General features: G+C 65.5%; 10 protein-coding genes. 6 read left to right on the forward strand and 4 right to left on the reverse strand.

What is annotated here, in order from left to right; genetic code table 11:
• The first annotated feature begins 144 nt into the window (after window positions 1-144).
• From RH90_RS01530 to RH90_RS01545, 5 genes are all read left to right on the forward strand, one after another.
• On the forward strand, window positions 145-1,923 hold the full coding sequence (locus tag RH90_RS01530) for an IlvD/Edd family dehydratase (protein ID WP_037492982.1): 1,779 nt from the start codon (window positions 145-147) through the stop codon (window positions 1,921-1,923).
• Window positions 1,920-2,063, forward strand: coding sequence for a hypothetical protein (locus RH90_RS23265; protein ID WP_157134497.1), 144 nt, complete (start codon window positions 1,920-1,922; stop codon window positions 2,061-2,063). Before RH90_RS01530 ends, RH90_RS23265 begins: the two co-directional genes overlap by 4 nt.
• Window positions 2,060-3,208, forward strand: a complete 1,149-nt coding sequence (locus RH90_RS01535; protein ID WP_010183447.1) for an aldose epimerase family protein — start codon at window positions 2,060-2,062, stop codon at window positions 3,206-3,208. The genes RH90_RS23265 and RH90_RS01535 overlap by 4 nt, the downstream gene beginning before the upstream one ends.
• 16 nt (window positions 3,209-3,224) lie before the next feature.
• Window positions 3,225-4,361 (forward strand): cellulase family glycosylhydrolase, encoded by a 1,137-nt coding sequence (locus tag RH90_RS01540; protein WP_010183448.1) that lies wholly within the window; start codon window positions 3,225-3,227, stop codon window positions 4,359-4,361.
• Window positions 4,362-4,513: 152 nt separating this feature from the next.
• A complete protein-coding gene (locus RH90_RS01545) occupies window positions 4,514-7,252 on the forward strand; it encodes a TonB-dependent receptor (RefSeq protein ID WP_010183449.1) in 2,739 nt (912 codons plus the stop codon).
• Between the two features lie 106 nt (window positions 7,253-7,358).
• Here the strand turns inward: RH90_RS01545 and RH90_RS01550 are convergent, their stop codons facing one another.
• On the reverse strand, window positions 7,359-8,078 hold the full coding sequence (locus RH90_RS01550; RefSeq protein WP_010183450.1) for a FadR/GntR family transcriptional regulator: 720 nt from the start codon (window positions 8,076-8,078) through the stop codon (window positions 7,359-7,361).
• Between the two features lie 106 nt (window positions 8,079-8,184).
• Between RH90_RS01550 and RH90_RS01555 the strand changes: the two genes are divergently transcribed.
• Complete coding sequence (locus tag RH90_RS01555; protein WP_010183451.1) at window positions 8,185-9,765, forward strand: sodium/sugar symporter; 1,581 nt, start codon at window positions 8,185-8,187, stop codon at window positions 9,763-9,765.
• Window positions 9,766-9,777: 12 nt separating this feature from the next.
• Here the strand turns inward: RH90_RS01555 and RH90_RS01560 are convergent, their stop codons facing one another.
• The 3 genes from RH90_RS01560 to RH90_RS01570 all read right to left on the reverse strand — a co-directional run bounded on the left by RH90_RS01560 (window position 9,778) and on the right by RH90_RS01570 (window position 18,345).
• Window positions 9,778-10,053 carry a hypothetical protein gene (locus RH90_RS01560; protein ID WP_157134633.1) on the reverse strand — a complete coding sequence of 92 codons (276 nt, stop codon included), beginning with the start codon at window positions 10,051-10,053 and terminating at the stop codon, window positions 9,778-9,780.
• A 277-nt stretch (window positions 10,054-10,330) separates the two neighbouring features.
• Window positions 10,331-10,936: a hypothetical protein gene (locus RH90_RS01565; RefSeq protein ID WP_232280281.1), complete on the reverse strand. Its 606-nt coding sequence runs from the start codon at window positions 10,934-10,936 to the stop codon at window positions 10,331-10,333.
• Between the two features lie 197 nt (window positions 10,937-11,133).
• Window positions 11,134-18,345, reverse strand: a complete 7,212-nt coding sequence (locus RH90_RS01570) for an autotransporter outer membrane beta-barrel domain-containing protein (RefSeq protein WP_010183454.1) — start codon at window positions 18,343-18,345, stop codon at window positions 11,134-11,136.
• Window positions 18,346-18,900: the final 555 nt, after the last annotated feature.

The raw sequence follows: 18,900 nt of genomic DNA on the forward strand, positions 1-18,900 counted from the left end.
CGGCTTTCTATCGATACGTCGCTGGGCTATCAATCGCGAAAGCGTTGCCGCGCGCTCGGCACGCAGGTGTAGCTTGGGGGAGGCGAAGATGGTCGGCTATTCAACCGCGCGGCGCGGGAGCGTCGTAAAGTGAGCGACGACGGCATGGTGAAGTTGCGGTCGCGCGCCTGGTTCGACAACATCGCCAATCCCGACATGACCGCGCTCTATATCGAGCGCTATCTCAATTACGGGCTCAGCCTGGAAGAGCTCCAGTCGAACCGGCCGATCATTGGCATCGCGCAGTCGGGGTCAGATCTCGTGCCGTGCAACCGCCACCATCTGGTACTCGCCGAGCGCGTCCGCGACGGCATTCGCGATGCGGGCGGTATCCCGATCGAATTTCCGACGCATCCGCTGCAGGAGACGGGCAAGCGCCCGACCGCCGGGCTCGACCGTAATCTTGCCTATCTGTCGCTGGTCGAAGTATTGTTCGGCTATCCGCTCGACGGCGTCGTGCTGACGATCGGGTGCGACAAGACCACCCCCGCCGCGCTGATGGCGGCGGCGACGGTCAATATTCCGGCGATCGCGCTGTCGGTCGGGCCGATGCTCAACGGCTGGCACAATGGCGAGCGCACCGGGTCGGGCACGATCGTATGGAAAGCGCGCGAGCTGCTCGCGGCGGGCGAGATCGACTATAAGGGCTTCATCGAGCTCGTCGCTTCGTCGGCGCCGTCGACCGGCTTCTGCAACACGATGGGCACCGCGACGACGATGAATTCGCTGACCGAGGCGCTGGGCATGTCCTTGCCCGGCTCGGCGGCGATCCCGGCGCCGTACCGCGATCGGCAGCAATGCGCCTGGGAGACCGGGCGGCAGATCGTCGAGATGGTCCATGCGGACCGCAAGCCCAGCGACATCCTCACCCGCGCCGCGTTCCTAAACGCAATCAAGGTCAATTCGGCGATCGGCGGATCGACCAACGCGCCGATCCACCTCAACGCGATTGCGCGCCACATTGGCGTTGAGCTGACGCTGGCGGACTGGGAGGAGGTCGGGGCGGACGTGCCGCTGATCGTCAACCTGCAGCCGGCGGGCCAATATCTCGGCGAGGATTATTATCGCGCCGGCGGCGTGCCCGCGGTCATGGGAATGTTGCTTGCCGCGGGCGAGATCGACGGCGACGCCGTGACGTGCAACGGCAAGAGCGTCGCCGAAAATGTCGGCGGCAAGGCGACCGTGGATGTCGACGTCATCCGGACGCTTGCCGACCCGCTGATGCCGGCCGCGGGGCTATCGGTGTTCGGCGGCAATCTGTTCAACGGCGCGGTGATGAAGCTCAGCGTCATCTCAGAAGAGTTTCGCGACCGCTATCTGCGCAATCCGGCGGACCCGGAGGCGTTCGAAGGCCGCGTCGTGGTGTTCGACGGGCCCGAGGATTATCATCACCGGATCGACGATCCGACCCTGGCGCTAGACCAGAACACTGTGCTGATCATGCGCGGGGCAGGGCCGGTCGGCTATCCCGGCGGCGCCGAGGTCGTCAACATGCGACCCTCCGCCGCGCTGATCCGCGCCGGCGTCCACGCGCTGCCGTGCATCGGAGACGGGCGGCAATCGGGGACGAGCGGATCCCCGTCGATCCTCAACGCGTCGCCCGAGGCTGCGGTCGGCGGGGGACTGGCGGTGGCCGAGACCGGCGATCGGATCCGGATCGATCTCAAGACGCGGCGCGTCGATCTGCTCGTTTCCGACGCGGAGATGACGCGCCGCCGGCACGCGCTCGCGGCCATCGAACAGACGCTCGCCCCGCCGTCGCAAACGCCGTGGCAGGAAATCCAGCGTGGTATCGTTGGTCAGTTCGATACCGGCGCGGTACTCGAGCCGGCGGTCAAATATCAGCGGATCGCGCAGCAGGGACTGCCGCGGGACAGCCATTGATCGCGCCGCGCGTGATCCCGCGCGATCGCCGCGACGTGCTGGGCGAGGGGCTCGGCGGCGCGCTGTTCGAAGTCGATCCCGGCTGTATCGGCACGCCGACCCAACGCTATCGCGGATACGATCAGAGGAGAGCAATGTGAAACGACAAAATGGTGCGGCACTGGCCGCGAGCGCGCTGGCCCTGGTTCTGGCGAGCCCGGCGGTCGCCGGCGAGGCGAAGCAGAGCAGCTTCGGCACGCTGCCCGACGGCCGCCCCGTCGCCGCGGTGACCTTGACCAATGCGCACGGCGTCTCTGCGCGCGTGATCGCGCTGGGTGCGGCGCTGCAGTCGATGATCCTGCCCGATCGCAACGGCAAGCCGATCGATGTCGCGGTGGGGTACGACACGCTCGAGGGTTACGCCACCAAGCCCGAATTCTTCGGGGCGACGGTCGGTCGTGTCGCCAATCGCATCGCCGGCGGCCGCTTCACCTTCGACGGCCACACCTATCACACGCCGGTCAATAACGGCCCCAATTCGCTGCACGGCGGAACCAAGGGCTTCGACAAGGTGCTGTGGGAGGTCGTCAGCGTGAAGAGCGGCCCGACCGCTTCGGTGACGTTGCGCTATGTCAGCCCCGATGGCGACATGGGCTATCCCGGCACGCTGACCACCTTCGCCACCTACGCGCTCGACGAGCGCAATCAGCTGACGATCGAATATCGCGCCACCACCGACAAGCCGACGCTCGTCAACATTTCGAACCACAGCTATTGGAACATGGCCGGCGCGGGCTCGCCCGGCGGCGCGATGGGGCATCTCGTCACGATCCCGGCCGAGCGCTACACGCCGACCGACGCGACGTCGATCCCGACCGGCGCCCTGCCGAGCGTGGCGGGCACGGTGTTCGACTTTCGCACGCCGCAACCGGTCGGTGCGCGCGTGCGCGACGGGCGCGATCCGCAGATCGTCTATGGTCGCGGCTATGATCACAATTGGGTGATCGGCACCGCCGTCACCGCGCAGCCGCATCTGATGGCCAAGGTGACCGAGCCGCAATCGGGCCTCGGCTTCGAACTGTGGTCGAACCAGCCGGGGTTGCAATTCTATTCGGGCAATTTCTTCGATGGCAGCGTGGTCGGCAAGGGCGGGCGGATCTATCGCATGGGCGATGCGATCGTGATGGAGCCGCAGCTCTTTCCCGACGCGCCCAACCAGCCGAAATTCCCCTCGGCACGGCTCGATCCCGGCCAGACCTATCGCAACGTCATCATCTACAAATTCACCCTCGATGCGAAACGTTGAAGTGCGGGAGGCTGTCATGACCCGATTTACGGTGCTCCTGCTCGGCACGGCGGCGATCTTCGCCGCGGCGAGCGCCCCGGCGGAGGCGCGCGAGCGCTGGACGCCCCAGCAGGCCAATGGCTGGTACGCCAGACAGCCCTGGCTGGTCGGCTCGAACTACACCCCCGCCTCGGCGATCAATCAGCTCGAAATGTGGCAGGCCGCCACCTGGGACCCCAAGCGGATCGATGCCGAACTGGGCCTGGCGCAGGGCATCGGCATGAACACGATGCGCGTGTTCCTGCACGATCAACTGTGGGAGCAGGACCCGGAGGGCTTCAAGCGCCGGATCGATGAATTCCTGACGATCGCCGCGAAGCACAGGATCAAGCCGCTGTTCGTCTTGTTCGACAGCTGCTGGGATCCCAATCCCGTGCTGGGGCCGCAACATCCGCCGATCCCGGGGGTGCACAATTCGGGCTGGGTCCAATCGCCGGGCCTGCCCGGACTGCGCGACCCGGCGCGCTATCCGAAATATCGCGCCTATGTCACGGGCGTAATCGGCGCGTTCGCCAAGGACGAGCGCATTCTCGGCTGGGACTTGTGGAACGAGCCCGACAATCCCGCCGAGCAATATAAGGGGCAGGAGGGCAAGGAGCCGCTGGTGCGCCACCTGCTCGCGCAAGTGTTCGACTGGGCGCGCGCTGCGGAGCCGATCCAGCCGGTGACGAGCGGGGTATGGTGGCACGACGACTGGTCCCCGGGCGCCAAGCTGACCGGGATGGAGAAGCTCCAGCTCGAACAGTCGGACGTCGTCACCTTCCACGACTATGGCTGGCCCGAGCAGTTCGAGGGCCGCGTGAAGCAGCTCATACTCTACGGTCGCCCGGTGCTGTGCACCGAGTTCATGGCGCGCGGCAACGGATCGACCTTCGACGGATCACTGCCGATCGGCAAGCGCTACAATGTCGCGATGATCAACTGGGGTTTCGTCGATGGCAAGACGCAGACGCGCCTGCCGTGGGACAGCTGGAAGAAGCCCTATACGATCGACGAGCCGACCCTGTGGTTCCATGAGGTGTTTCGCGCCGATGGAACGCCGTATCGCCCGGCCGAAACCGCTTTGATCCGGCGCCTTGCGGCCGCGCCGAAGACGGTTGTGCCAGCTCAATAAGCGCAAGGCAGCGGACGTCTTTAGGGCGGCGTCCGCTGCACCGGTCCTCATTGTCGTGGTCTGACAAATATGACTTGTCCTATCGGCACGGGTTCGATAGGCAAAGGTCTCAGCCGAATGGAAAAGTCGGCGGGTTTTTCAGGAGGGGTAAAATGATGTCGAAATTCGCAGTACTTTCGTCTGTGTCGCTGTTCGCCCTGATCGGCGCGGCACCCGCTTTGGCGCAAGATCAGGCGCCGGCGCCATCTCAGGCGGCGGCGCAGGATGATACCGCCGCCACCGATATCGTCGTCACCGGGATCCGCGCCTCGCTCGCCAAGGCGGCGGACATCAAGCGCGATTCCTACAATGTCGTCGATTCGATCGTCGCCGACGATATCGGCAAGCTGCCCGATCGCACCGTCGCCGCCGCGCTCCAGCGCGTGCCCGGCGTGCAGGTCACGGTCGGCGACAATAACGAGATCGTCAACCCGATCATCCGCGGCCTGCCCGACATCCTCACCACGCTCGACGGGCGCGAGATCTTCACCGGCACGGGGCGCGGTTTCAGCTATCAGGACCTGCCGGCGGAAGCGCTGGCGGGTGCCGACGTCTATAAGTCGAATTCGGCCGAGCTGATCGAAGGCGGCGTCGCCGGCGTCATCAATCTGCGCCTGCACAAGCCGTTCGACTTCAAGGGCTTCACGCTCGCGGGCAATGCGCGCGCGGTCTATAGCGGCAATGCGCAGGAGGTGAATCCGGTGCTCGGCCTGCTCGTTTCGGATCGCTTCGAAACCGGCCTCGGCGAGATGGGCCTGCTGGCCGACGTCTCGTATTCGCACAACGTGTTCGACCGCCCGGTCGCCTTCAATTGCGATTTCCGCAGCGGCACGCAGGGCCCTCCCGGTGCCGCCGGCGTCATCGCGCCGACGTGCGTCGGCGGCGTCGAGCAGCAGGGCACGTATGAGCGCAAGCAAGCCAATGTGGCCTATCAGTGGAAGGCTGCGCCGGGCCTCGAGATTTACGCCAATGGCCTGTACACACGCTACAGCAACAAGTCGGCGAGCTATTTCCAGATCGACGACGTGTTCAGCGGCACCTCCTTCAGCAATGTCCAAAAGACGAACGAGTGCAAGAATTATGCTGTCAATGGCGCGGGTTTCTATGATCCCACCGGCACGGTGCAGAACCTATGTACCGCCAGTTCGTTTACTTCGACCGGGCATGGCGGCTTCACCAGCACGCAAGCGCATTACGATCGCACCTCGGTCTATATCATCTCGGGCGGTGCGAAATATACGGCTGGCAATCTCAGCCTGAGCGGCGACGTTTCGTATCAGCATTCGCAAGTGCGCAATCAGAACTTCATTCTCGACGTCTTCAAGTCGGGCAACGGCATTACCACCAACGTTGCGACCAACGTCAATGGCGGCGCAGTCTACACCGACACCGTCAATGGTCTGGGCGACCCGACGAATTTCGCGCTGTCGCCACTGAACCAGGACAACGTCCGCGATCGCGGCAAGGAATTTGCCGCGAAGGTCGACGGGACCTATCGGATCGGCAGCATTCTCGACAATATTCAGTTCGGTGCCCGGTACGCCGATCATAGCGCTACGCACCAACAATCGCTCGGCGGCACCTGCGGCACCGTTTGCGGGACGCTCATCTCGAACGTCCCGTTCCTGGATTCGAATTTCCTCATCCATGCGCTCGGCACGCCGACGATCAACAATGGCTTCGGCATCATCGTTCCGAACCAGGACGAACTGCGCAACCCTGCCGTTCAAGACAAACTGCGGGCGCTTTATGGCCTCGGCGCGGGCTTCCCCGATTTTACGCCGGATCGCTCCTTCTCCGCGTCCGAAAAGACCTATTCGGCCTATCTCCAGGCTGCCTACAAGGTGCCGATCAGCGGACCGATCACGCTCGATGGCCAGATCGGCGGGCGCTACACGCGGACCGAACGGCAAATCGCGGGTGCATCGTTCGTGACCCCGGCATCGACGACGGCGGTGCCCAACCCGGCGCCCGTTTTGACGCCGTTCGGTGCGAGCACCACCGACAACGACTTCCTGCCGAGTGCGAGCGCGCGGTTGCGGTTCGGCGGCGGCTTGCAGGCGCGCGCGACCTACTCGCGCGCGATCGCACGGCCGAGCTTCGGGGATCTCAACCCCGGGCTCAGCTATCTGATCTCGACCAACAGCCTGATTCTGCCGGCCGGGTCGGGCGGCAACCCGAATTTGCGGCCGCAAAAGTCGGACAGCTATGATGCGACGCTCGAATATTATTTCTCGCGCAACGGCTTCGTCGCGATCGGCGGCTATTACAAGGACATCAAGGACCGCGTGATCAGCCAGAGCCAGGTCGAGACGATCAACGGCTTCAACTACAACATCACCCGCCCGCGCAACGTCGGCGCGGTGACGCTCAAGGGGATCGAAGTCAGCGCGCAGACGTTCTTCGATTTCCTGCCCGGCGCGCTCAACGGCTTCGGGGTCTTCGGCAACTTCACGCTCGCGGACAGCAAGGTCAAGACCGTCGGCGATCCGCTGTTCGGCCAGAACATCCAGGGCGTGTCGAAGTACAATTACAACATCGGCGGGCTGTACGACAAGAAGGGCCTGACCGGCCGGGTCGTCTATACCTATCGCTCGAGCTATTATGATGAGAATTATGGCGGCACCAACGTCCGCCCGGTCGGCCAGTCGCTGATCCTCAACCAGGTGCGTCCGAACGGCCGTCTCGATGCGAGCATCGGTTTCGAGTTCCGCAAGGGCGTAACGCTGTCGATCGACGGCACCAACCTGACGCGCGCCAAATATCGCAGCTATTATGGCGATTCGAACCTGCCGCGCGATTATCGCTACGACGATTCGTCCTACTCGTTGGGCGTCGCAGTCCGGTTCTGAAGTCGCTTCCCGATGTCCCTGGTATCCGTTCGATGTGGATCGACCGGATGCCCCTTCCTCGCGGACGTGGCCAAGGCCGCGTCCGTTTTTTTGGGGTACCTGCCGTTCATTCGGCGGACGAGCGGACGATCAAGTCCATCACGTCGTCGAGGATGCGCAGCATCGCGATGCGGGACGCTTCGGGATCGCGCGCTTCGATCGCGAACAGCACCGCCTCGTGCGCGGCGAGATCGGCTGTCCGGCCCTGGATACGGTTGGTAAAGCGGATCGAGGTGCGCAGCGCGGTCGCCACGACATCGCAGAATTGCGCGAAGAACGGATTGGTCGAAGCGCGCAGGATCGCGACGTGAAACGCGATGTCCGCCTCGAGCGTGTCGTCCTCGCCGGTTTCGGCAACGCGCATCCGGTTGAACCCGGCCCGGATCAGCGCCAGCCCCTTCTTGTCGGCGAAGGTCGCGGCGAGCGCCGCGGCGGCCGGCTCGATCGCCACGCGCAATTGATTGAACTCACGCAGCAATTTGATCGAGAATTTGCGATCGAGCAGCCAGCGCAGCACGTCGGGGTCGAACAGATTCCACGCGCTGTCGGGTTGGACGATGGTGCCTTGCCGCGGTCGCGCGCTGAGCAGGCCTTTGGTCGTCAGCATCTTGACCGCTTCGCGCGTCACCGAGCGGCTGACGCCGTGCTGCTTCGACAATTCAGCCTCGGTCGGAAAGGCTTTGTCGGCATAGCCGCCGGTGACGATGGTTTTGCCGAGATGATCGAGCAACCCGTACGTCAGATTACGCCCGAGCGAGATCCGAATTTCACCGGGGTCGGTAGACATTGCTTGCACTCCTTGCGGTTCGCCTTGTAGGTAGAATAGATCATATAAATGGGCCGGCCGCTATGCCATGCTTAGCTGGCGGACCGAATTTGGGGAAGGGTTCGGGATGCAGCTTGCCACAATCGACATCATCGTCGTCGCGGTCTATTTCGTCTGTATCTTCGGATTGGCGCAATATGTCTCGCGCGACCGGGCCGGTGCGGGGCCGAAGAACACCACCGATTATTTTCTGGCGTCGAAGAATCTGCCGTGGTGGGCGGTCGGCGCTTCGCTGATCGCGGCGAACATCTCGGCCGAGCAGATCGTCGGCATGTCGGGCTCGGGCTATGCGATCGGCCTGGCGATCGCCTCGTATGAGTGGATGGCGGCGCTGACGTTGCTGATCGTCGGCAAATTCTTTCTGCCGATCTTCCTCAAGAACCAGATCTACACAATGCCGCAGTTCCTCGAGCGGCGCTACGGTCCCTCGATCCGCACGCTGATGGCGCTGTTCTGGCTGGCGCTGTACGTCTTCGTCAACCTGACCTCGATCATCTGGCTGGGCTCGATCGCGGTGACCAAGGTCGCGGGCATCAACCAGGATCTCGCGCTCGTGCTGCTCGGCGCCTTCGCCTTGCTGTACCAGATTCGCGGAGGCCTGAAGGCCGTCGCGCTCACCGACATCGTGCAGGTTACCCTGCTCGTGCTCGGTGGCCTGATCATCGCCGCGTTAACACTCGGCAAGCTGGGCGAGGGGGCAGGACTGATCGCCGGCTTTCATCGCCTGACCGCGGCGATCCCCGACCATTTCCACATGATCCTCAAGCCAAGCGACCCGCATTACATGGATCTCCCCGGCCTCTCGGTGCTGATCGGCGGGATGTGGATCGCCAATCTCAGCTATTGGGGGTTCAACCAATATATCATCCAGCGCGCGCTGGCGGCCAAGAGCATCGGCGAGGCGCAGAAGGGCATCATCTTCGCGGCGTTCCTGAAGCTGCTGATGCCGCTCGTCATCGTCCTGCCGGGCATCGCCGCGGTGGTGCTGGCGCCCGGCCTGGCAAAACCCGACGAAGCCTATCCGACGATGATGCGGCTGTTGCCGAGCGGTCTGCTCGGGCTGGTCTTTGCGGCACTGATCGCCGCGATCGTCGCGTCGACCGCATCGAAGATCAACTCGATCGCGACCATCTTCACGCTCGATCTCTACGCCAAGCGGCGCGGCGGGGTCGATCGCGGCGAGGCGCAGGAGCGACACCTCGTCTTCGTTGGCCGGGCGGCGGCGGTGGTCGCGATCCTGTTGGCGATCGTCACCGCGCGGCCGCTGGTCGGCAGTTCGGAACAGGCGTTCCAGTTCATTCAGGAATTCACCGGCTTCTTCACCCCGGGCATCACCGTGATCTTCCTGCTCGGCCTGTTCTGGAAGCGCGCCAACGAAGCCGGCGCCCTCACCGCCGCGGCGGCATCGGTGATCCTGTCGTGGGCGTTCAAGGCGCTGCTGCCGACCTTGCCCTTCATGAACCGGATGGGGCTGGTGTTCCTCATCGCGCTCGGTCTGGCGGTGATCGTCTCGCTCATCACGCGGTCGCGCAGCGCGACCGATACGATCGACACAAAGTCGGTCAGCTACGCGACCGAACCGTCGTTCAACGTCGGCGCGATCGGCGTGTTGCTGATCCTCGTCGCTTTGTACGGGACGTGGTGGTGAGCGCACCCGCCTTCATTGCTGGCCGCTGCCGAAGCGCGATGCCGTCGAGATCAGCTCTAGTCCATTGAGCGCAGCACTGCCGGTCGCGCGCTGCAACGCCTCCCACGCGCGCTCCAGCGTTTCCGGCGGCGCACCGGCGGCGGCAACGCCCGTCGCCTCGCAGATGCTCATGTCACACAGCACGTCCAGCGGCGCATCGCGCCCGACATCGGCGACGCTGGTGATCCGATCCTTGATCGCGGCTTCGGCGCGGCTCGCCCAGAGCGGGTCGCGGCGCTCCTGGCGCACCAACGCGTAGAGCTGACGCGGGTCTTGCGCGCTTGCATCCGCGGCGATGTCGGCCGCGCTCGATGGGGCGCGCGCAGGACTGGCGGGGGAGGATCGCTTCGGACGACGATGATTGCGGTGCCGCTCCGACCTTTCGTCGGTCGAGCGCCCGGCCAGAGCGTCGCCGCGACACACAGGCAGCCGACGATCAGACCCGCAATGATACCCGCTCTCATCTTATCCCTCCGCCTCGGGGCAGCAATCGCGCCGGACGACGGATGTCGCCCGGCCCGATCGTTCAGTTCGCCGAACCGCGTCCGAAATACATCAGGCAGTGGCTGGTCTGTACGCGACTGGCCATCTCAAGCACGCTGGCGCCTTTCGAGACCGACAAGAGCGGCGAAGAGTAATTGGGGCAGTAATTGTCATAAGCGCCGGGGACAGAAACGGGCGCGGTGATCGTCGTCCACGGCCAGGCGACGCTTCCGCTCGCGCTCTTGAAAATGGTCGACCCGTTAGCCGCAGCGACCGAGCCGTCGCCGTTCATCAGCACTTGCCCGACCATCATGATCGCGCCGTTGGGCAGCACGGTGTTGGTGGGGGCGTGTGCGAAATAGCGCCCGTCGGCAAGGCGAATGGCCGAACCGACATTGTGCGCATCGCTCCAATCCCACCCATCGGTGGAGGTTTTGTAGAAGGCCGTACAGGCGGCGGGGCCACACAATTCGAAGGTCATGATGCGCGACCCGCTGGCGAGTTTGGACACCACCGCCATTCCCGGCCGGTCGGCCTGTATGCTGCTCGACACCAGGTCGCCAAGGTCTTGCCATGCAGTGCCGGTGTAGCTGCGTGTCTTGACCAGACGCTGGCTGTAGGCGGCATTGGTTTCGTCCGAATACATCATGCCATGCTCCGGCAGCTTCGTAGCAGCGTGAATGAAAATCGCTTCTCCATCCGACGGCCGAAAAAGGTGTCGCCCCGCGAGAGCCAAAGTATTGTTCGGCCCGCCGCGACTTGGCAGCCACCAGTTTAGCGCTGCTGCGTGCAGTTCGCGCGTCGCATCGTCCGCCAATCGGCAGCAATGCGACGAACGCGCAGACTTTAAAACCGCAGCCGTATACCGGCTGTGGCCGATTGGTCATGATCGTCGCGACCCGTTTGCGACGCGGCCGAGACGAACAGGTCGAGCCCGCTCGGGAGGCGATAGCCGATACCGGCCGTCGCTGTGCCGACCCAGCGCGCACGCGGCGCCCCGACGGCTTCCAGGGCCAGCGTGCCGCCCGAATAGCCCGCCACGGCGGCGGTGCTCTGTCCTTCGATCTGATAGCGCGCGCCGAGCGACACGAACGGACGGAAGCGCGCGGCAGATGTGTCGCTACGGCCGAAGAAGACGCCCGCATCGGCGAACCCGGCGACGTGGCGGTCGCGCGCCACCGTCAGCGCGAAGGCGCTGTTGCTGGCTTCGACCACGCCGCCGCGTGCGGTGCGGACATAGGTCACGCCGACATGCGGGCGCAGGGCCCAGCTCGCGGGCAGCTCGACGCCATAGCTCAGGGAAACGTCGCCGACCCAGCTGCGCAGGCCGTACCGCCCGGTTGCCGACATCGCGGCGGGAAGCGCGCGTTCCGTCCGCGCGTCGCCGCCGTCGTACAGGATCGAGGCGGTGACCCCGAGCGCACCACTGCGGTATCGACCGTGAACCCCGGCCACGACGCCATCCGACTTGGTCCGCGCGCCCAGCGCATCGATCTGCTGGCGATCGTTGAGATACCCGCCGAAGGCGCCAACGCTCCACGTCGCGTCGCCGAAGCCCAAGCCGCCGAGGAAACCGTAGCTGTTGCCGCGCGTGGCAGCGGTGCCGGCCGCAGGGCCGTCGCCCAGTTGATGCCATCCGCCCAGCACCTGGGCGAAGGTATAGGCGTGCGGTGTATCGCCGCTCGCCGCGAAGCCCGCGCCGCGCGCCGCGCCGGTCAGCGTCAGCGCATTGTCGACGCCGATCTGCGTGGCCGAAGCGTAGGCCTCAGGTGTGATTTGGGCGAATGCGATCGGGTTGGAGGCGCCCGAGCTGGTTAGCAGCGCCGGGACGGCCGCGAACAGCGGGCTGGTCGCGGGCAGCGCCACGAGCTGGGCGTTGGCATAAGCGATGCTGCGCGCGACCTGCGGCGAGAAGCTCGCGTCGCCGAGGAACTGGCCAAGCAACTGGATGCGGTCCGCGCGCTGAACCAGGACGCCGAACAGGTCGGCCGGCTTGAGCACCGTCGTAAACGAACCGCTGATGCCGCCGGTCGTGGTGATGAGGTCATACGAGGCGCCAGGTCGCAACGTCCCGATCGGCACGATCTGGAGCGTCGCGCCCGACGCGATCGAAACCGCGCCGTTGACGACCAATTTGTCCGATACGCCCGAGGTCAGCTCGAACAGCGCTATCGAGCCGCCTTGCAGCGCGACATTGCCGTTGACCGTCATCGTGCCCGGCGATGCGCCTGGGCTGAGCGTCCCGGCGACCGTGATGTTGCCATTGACCGTCCCGGCCGAGCCGAACGTCGCGCCTTGCCGCACGGTGATCGACGATGCCCCGATCGTCGAGCCGGCGAGGCCGACCAGCCGACCGCCGGAGAGATCGACACTGCCGAGCGCGGCCGAGCCGGCGATGGTCGCATAGCCCGCCGACATGCCGAAGCTCTCGACATTTGCGATCGTGCCGAAGGCCACCGGTGCGTTCGCGCTGCCGCCCGAGACCGCGATCGTGTCGTTACCGGCGCCGCCATCGACCGATCCGGCGAACTGGCCGGCGATGCTCAGCCGATTGTTGCCCGCGCCGAACTGGAGCTGCGCGACGGTTAGCGAGCCGCCGGCCAGCACAGCCAGATCGGTGTTCGCCGAGATCAGCGCATAGGATTGGCTGTCGGGGATCGACAGCGTACCGGTGCCCTCGGTCGCCAGCGTCTCGAAGCCCGTGAGCGTGCTCGCCGCGAGCGTGCGGTCGCCAGCGAGTTCGATCGTCGCGCTGTCATTGCCCGCGCCGCCCGCGACGCTGCCGTTGAGGATTCCGCCCGCCGCCCAGCGGAAGCTGTCATTGCCCGCGCCGAGGTCGATCACCCCGGCGATCGTCCCGCCGCTCGCGAGCACGAGCTGCTGGTCCCCATCGCCGAACGCAAGCGGCGCGCCCGCCGCGCCGAGCGTGCCGGTGACCGTCAGCGCATTGCCCGTAAGCAGCACGCGCTCGAATCCGGTGGCCGACCCTGACAGCGTGACCGGGCCCATCGCGGTGAAGCGCAGCAGGTCGTTGCCGGTGCCGCCGTCGTAGCGCCCGGCCGCGCGGGTCGTGCCGAGCGACAGCTGATCGTCGCCGCCGCCCAGCGCGACGCTGGCCACGTCGCCATCGACCGCGAGCGCTTCCGCCGCGTCGCTGCCCGTCACCGCGCCCACGCGGAAACCGCCGAGCGCGAGGTTGAGGCCGGTGCCGGCGAGGGCGATGCTCGCGAAATTCTGGTCGAGCGCCAGCGTCAGCGTGCCCGTCCCGGCGACAGCCAGCTGTTCGAACCCCGTGCGCTGGCCGATGCCGCTCCGGTCGCCGGCGAGCATCACGGTGTAGAGGTCGGTGCCCGCGCCACCGTCGACGCCGCCGACGACGCGGCTGCCGACGCCCTCGACGAAGGTGTCGTCGCCGCTGCCGAGCGTCACCGCGCCGCGGATCGTGCCATTGTTGACGACGCGGTCGTTGCCGCCCGCCGTGTCGATCGAGCCGGCGATGGTGCCGTTGTTGGTGACGGTCTCGTTGGCGTCGCTGCCGGTGATCGTCACGGGACCGGCGCTCCCGAGGGTCTGGCCGGCGTTGACGGTGATGTCGCCGCCCATCACGGCGATCGTGTTGAAGCTGAACGCGCCCGAAAAAGTGACGTTGCCCGCGCCAATCTGGCTGAACCGCTCGAAATTGACGAACTGATTGGCATTGATCGTGCCGCCGCCGGTCGCATCGACGATCAGGCTGTCGGTGCCGGCGCCGCCGTCGACGGTGCCGATCAGGCTGGCGCTCGCCTGCTGCAGGAAGGTGTCGTCGCCGGCGCCGAGGAACACGTTGCCCTGGATCGTGCCGCGATTCTCGATCGTGTCGTTGCCGCCGCCGAGCGCGATCGAGCCGATGATCGTGCCGGTGTTGACGATCCGATCGTCGGCATCGCCGACGGTCTGGATCGCGCCGGCGAGATAGGTCGAGCCGATCGAATTCACCAGCGAGTCGTCTTGCGCGACGGTCGTCCCTGCGCCACCGCGGATCGTGCCGGCATTGGTCAGCGAAAGCCCGGGACCATAGCTGATCAGCGCAACCGAACGTGCCCCCGTCGCCTCGATCACGCCGCCGGCAGCATTGGCGACGTTCAGCGTGCCGGTTGCGGTGGTTAGGCTGAGTCCGGTCGCAATCTGCGTGTAGCGGTATGTGTCGCCGTTGCCGTAATCATAAGCGTATTCGACGCCGCCACCGTTGGCGCGGATCGTGCCCGAATTGCTGACAGCGATCGCCGTCGGTCCGGCTTGGGCGCCGTAATAATAAGAATACGGGTTGTAGCTGTACAGCGAGGCGCCCGTGCCTGCGACGCCGGTCGCTTCGATCGTGCCGCTATTGGCCAGCGAGATCGTTCCGCCAACGCCTTGTACGTCGTTCAGGTTGAGTGACACCGCTTGGGAAAGGCTACCGATATTCCCCGAGTTGGTGAGGGAAGCCGCGAGCGGCGCGGAGACTGCTCTCGGGTCGGTGTAATATGTGCCGCCGGATGTGGCCGACAGGCCTCCCGTGATGGTGCCAGAGTTCGATGCGGTGACCGCGCCGGAATAGCTCGCCAACGAAACCGCCACCGTGCCATCGCCGTTCGCGATTTGGCCGGTGTTGGCAAAGGTCAGACCGGTCGAGTCGCTGCCTAGCGCCACCGCCGCGTTGCGCAGCGTGGCGGAGCCGATCGTACCCGCATTGGAGAAACTGCGCGTCGCGCCGACGAAGCCGTCGCGGATGCTGCCCTGGTTGGTGAACGCGGCAAGCAGCAACGACGCATCGGGGTCTGCGTTGCCAGGCACATAGCCGAACGAGCCCACCCGAACGGCGCCGTTGACTGAAGCCGTGTTGACGATGCTGCCATCGCCCGAGAGATAGAGGTCGGATGCGACCGGTGTGGCGGCGCTGGCCGTGACGATCGTGTCGGCGCCAAGCGCGCGGACGCCCTGCAGCTCGAAATTGACGATCCCCGGCAGGCCGAGCGTGACGTTCCCGGTGGTGTTGCGGGCGTGGATGAACAGATCGGTGCCCGCCCCACCGTCGATCGTGCCGCTGACGCCGGTAATGTCGTTCAGCGCGATTAAAGTGTCAGAGCCGCTTCCGAACGTCAGGTTGCCGGCAAGCGTGCCACCATTGGCCAGATAGAAGCCGCTCGCATACGACGGGCCGCCATAGGGCGAATAGCTCAGATCGACCGATCCGGTGATCGTCCCCGCATTGGCGATCGCGCCGCCGGACAGCTGGATCGCCGACTTGCCGGCGCCCCCGGCAATCGTGCCGCCCGCCAGATTGGTGATCGCGAGCGAAGAGACATAGCCGTTGGGATCGGTCGCGATCGCGGTCGTGCCCGAGCTCGCGATGCGCCCCGAATTGGTGATCGACGCGCTCGTATAGCTGACCAGCACCGCGTTGCCCGCAACGTCGATCGTGCCGCTGTTGACGAGCGAGCCGACGTTCACGACGCCGACCGATGCGGGCGTGCCCGCGATCTGGACGATGCTGCCGCCGTTGGTGAAGGTCTTCGCGGCGGACACCCCGGCCGCCCCGCCGAGGCTGATCGTGCCCGAGTTGACGACGCTCGCGCCACCCGCGATCGCGTTGATCCGGCTGTAGACCGTCGTCGCGGTGTCGGTGACGGTGATCGTCCCGGCATTGATGAAACTGTCGCCGGAGCCGAGCGAGACCGCGGCATAGGGGTAGAGGTTGCTGTTCGAATGCGTGAGCGACAGCGCGCCGCGGCTGGTGATCGCCAGCGCGCTGGTCAGCGGATAGGCCTCGCCGGGTGCGGTCAGGACCGAGGTCACCGCGATCGCCGGCTGGCTCCCCGTGGCGGTGATGGTGGCGTTGAGATCGACGCTGCCGGTGCCGGCCAGCGACAGCGATGCAGCCGACCCGCCGGTCAGCGTAAGCGCCCCCTTGTCGGACAGGTCATAGCCGACGCTCGCAAAACCGGCCGGAAGGCCGAGCGTCGCGCTGGCGGCGGTGCGTACGCGGTAGCGCAGCGCGGCACCCGCGCCGGTCACGGTGCCGGTGATGCCGGCAAAGGCGCCGGGGCCGGTGTTTACGATGTCGGTGATCAGCGTATTGCTGCTGGCGAGCGTCAGATTGCCGTTCAGCATGCCGCCTGGCAGCGCGAAATAGCGGTTGCCGTTATAGGTGTCCCCGGCGATCCCCGACCCCGGCAGGCGGACGTCGCCGTTGATCGTGCCGGCGTTCGCGACGGTTGCTCCGAACAGCGTAGTCAGCGCGGAAATGGCGGCCCGCCCGCCCGTGACGACACCGCCCGCGCGATTGTCCAACACGCCGTAGTAACTCAGCGATACGCCCGTGTCCGATGAGGTGATTGTACCCGTATTAATGAGCGAGGTGCTGAGCTGCGCCCCGATCGTCGCGCCTTCGATCCGGCCGCTGTTGGTCTGATTGCCCCCGCTGGACCCCGTCAGGACGAGGCCGATGCCGCCGGTCGAGCGGATCGTGCCGGAATTGGTGAAGTTCGAGCCGAACAGCGACACGCCGGTTCCTGCAGCGGTGATCGTCCCGCTATTGACAACGCTCCCCTGGATGAAGCTGACCAAGCCTGCCCCCGAAGCGCTGATCGTGCCGCTATTCTCGAAGCGAGCGGCGATTGAGCCTAGATCGACCGCAAACACGCTCGCCGTCCCGGCGGTGGTGCGGATCGTCCCGGCGTTGACGAACGATGGATAGTCCTGTGGCACGCCCAAGCCCGACAGCATGACCGCCTGTGTCGTTCCGGTCAGGGTCGTCTGATTGATGACCGTGCCGTTCCCGCCAATCAGCAGCGGTGCGGGCGCGCTGAAGCCGGCGGCGAGCGTCGTGGTCACCTTTGCGGCGGGTGCGAGGATCAGGCGTTCGAAATTGGCCGGAACCGCGATCGCACTCTTCAGCGTTGCATCGGCGGCGAAGCGTAGACGAAGGGTATCCGTCCCCGCGCCGCCGTCGATCGCGCCCGTGATCCCGGTGATCGGCCGCGTGCCGTCGAAGTTCGCGATCAGCGTATCGTCGCCCGCACCGAAGGTGACGCCGCCGCTGATCGCGCCCGCGGTCGAATCGATCGTGCTGCCGGTCGCGTATGATGGCGCTGCGGCGGTCACGATGTTGCCGGTGATCGTGCCGGCATTGAGCAGCGAAAGGTATGTGTTGGCCCGGATCGCGGTCGTGCCTGCGCTCGAGATCCTGCCACCGACCGCATTGGTGATCGCTAGAGACTCGCCCGTGATCGCCGCGCCGGTGCCGCGATTGGCGATCGTGCCGCTGTTCGACAGCGATCGTCCCGCCAGATTGGCAAGCGTCGCCGCGCTGCTCGTCGATACGATCGATCCGGTGTTGGTGAGATCGCCGTACAGCCCGGACGTCCCGGTTCCCGGATCGACCGCGCTCCGCGCACCGCCATCGATCGTGCCGGCGTTCGAGATCGTGCCGACCGGGCCGCTGATCGCGCCGATCGTGCCCGTCGCGCGGTTGGTGATCGACTGGAACCCGATAAAATTGGGGGCAGATGCCAGCAAGGCGATCCCGCTCGATCCGGTTAGCGTCCCGGCATTGTCGATGATCGCGGAGGCGGTGTTGCCCGTGCTGTTGGCGGCCTGGCCGATATTGACCGCGTTCACACCGCCGACCTGCCCGCCCGCGGCGACCGTCAGCACGAGTAGGGTCGGAGAAAACCCCGTTCCGCTGGCGGCGCGTTGCCACAGCGCGCTGACGCCGGGCTGCGTGCCGCCGTCGATCCGTCCCGCGACCGTCAGCGTGACGGGGCCGCCATAGACGTCCGACGGCAGCCTGACGGCAACCGCCGGTGTCGTCGTTCCGAGCACGGTCGCGCCCGCCGGGACGACCACGGTGGTGCCATAGGTGGTGACGGTCAGCCCGTTCGGGTCGATCCCGGAACAGCTGACGGTCCCGTTGGCTGGGGTCGGCTCTGGCGCGCATTGCGCAAAAGCGGGACGCCCGATCGTCAGCGCCAACACGATAGCACTCGTCTGGAGCGCACGCGCGCGGAGACGCTTCGCGGAAGAAGTGGTGCCGATCATGACGCTAACCCCCTGTATTTTTGTGTTGGGTTAGTGGCGCGCAATCTCGCTGTCTAGGCAGATTTAAGATCAACAAAGCAAACCAATCCGTGCTGCATTGCCGAGAGATGCCATCGTTCTTTATTGAATAATTGGCGACCAAGATCCCTAGCGAAGACCAAGCGTATCAGCGGGTCGCTAAACCGCCCATCAGTCTTTTCGGTGGCGGCTCGGTCGAATACCGTGATCCGCATCTGGAAGACGGGCCACTCGCCCGTCTCTTGAACGTCACTGGGGCGACCGGCTTCAAAAAAGGGGCTTCATTGGAAGTTCGCAAGGCTCACCAAAGTAGGCGGAGCAACCAATAATCTGCCGTCGCGCAAGCGGACCGACCTCTTTCCACTTACATCAAGCGGTTCAACCTTCAAGCCGGGCATGCCAATATCTGCCGTTACACTGGATGAATGAAAGGCGGATTTTCGGAAGCGTGCTGAGCGGCTTGAATTTCGTGTTGTGGGTCATTGCAGGCGACGATGTAGCGCCGATACCGACCGTCTCCTTTCGTTCCAGTGGGAT

Origin of the sequence: Sphingomonas sp. PAMC 26605 (assembly GCF_000241485.1) — a bacterium.
Taxonomy (GTDB): domain Bacteria; phylum Pseudomonadota; class Alphaproteobacteria; order Sphingomonadales; family Sphingomonadaceae; genus Sphingomonas.

Bases quoted from the DNA above. Each gene is read 5' to 3' on its own strand.
- RH90_RS01530 (WP_037492982.1), top strand. From the start codon at position 145: ATGGTGAAGTTGCGGTCGCGCGCCTGGTTCGACAACATCGCCAATCCC.
- RH90_RS01570 (WP_010183454.1), bottom strand. From the start codon at position 18,345: ATGATCGGCACCACTTCTTCCGCGAAGCGTCTCCGCGCGCGTGCGCTC.
- RH90_RS01565 (WP_232280281.1), bottom strand. From the start codon at position 10,936: ATGATGTATTCGGACGAAACCAATGCCGCCTACAGCCAGCGTCTGGTC.
- RH90_RS01545 (WP_010183449.1), top strand. From the start codon at position 4,514: ATGATGTCGAAATTCGCAGTACTTTCGTCTGTGTCGCTGTTCGCCCTG.
- RH90_RS01550 (WP_010183450.1), bottom strand. From the start codon at position 8,078: ATGTCTACCGACCCCGGTGAAATTCGGATCTCGCTCGGGCGTAATCTG.
- RH90_RS01540 (WP_010183448.1), top strand. From the start codon at position 3,225: ATGACCCGATTTACGGTGCTCCTGCTCGGCACGGCGGCGATCTTCGCC.
- RH90_RS01555 (WP_010183451.1), top strand. From the start codon at position 8,185: ATGCAGCTTGCCACAATCGACATCATCGTCGTCGCGGTCTATTTCGTC.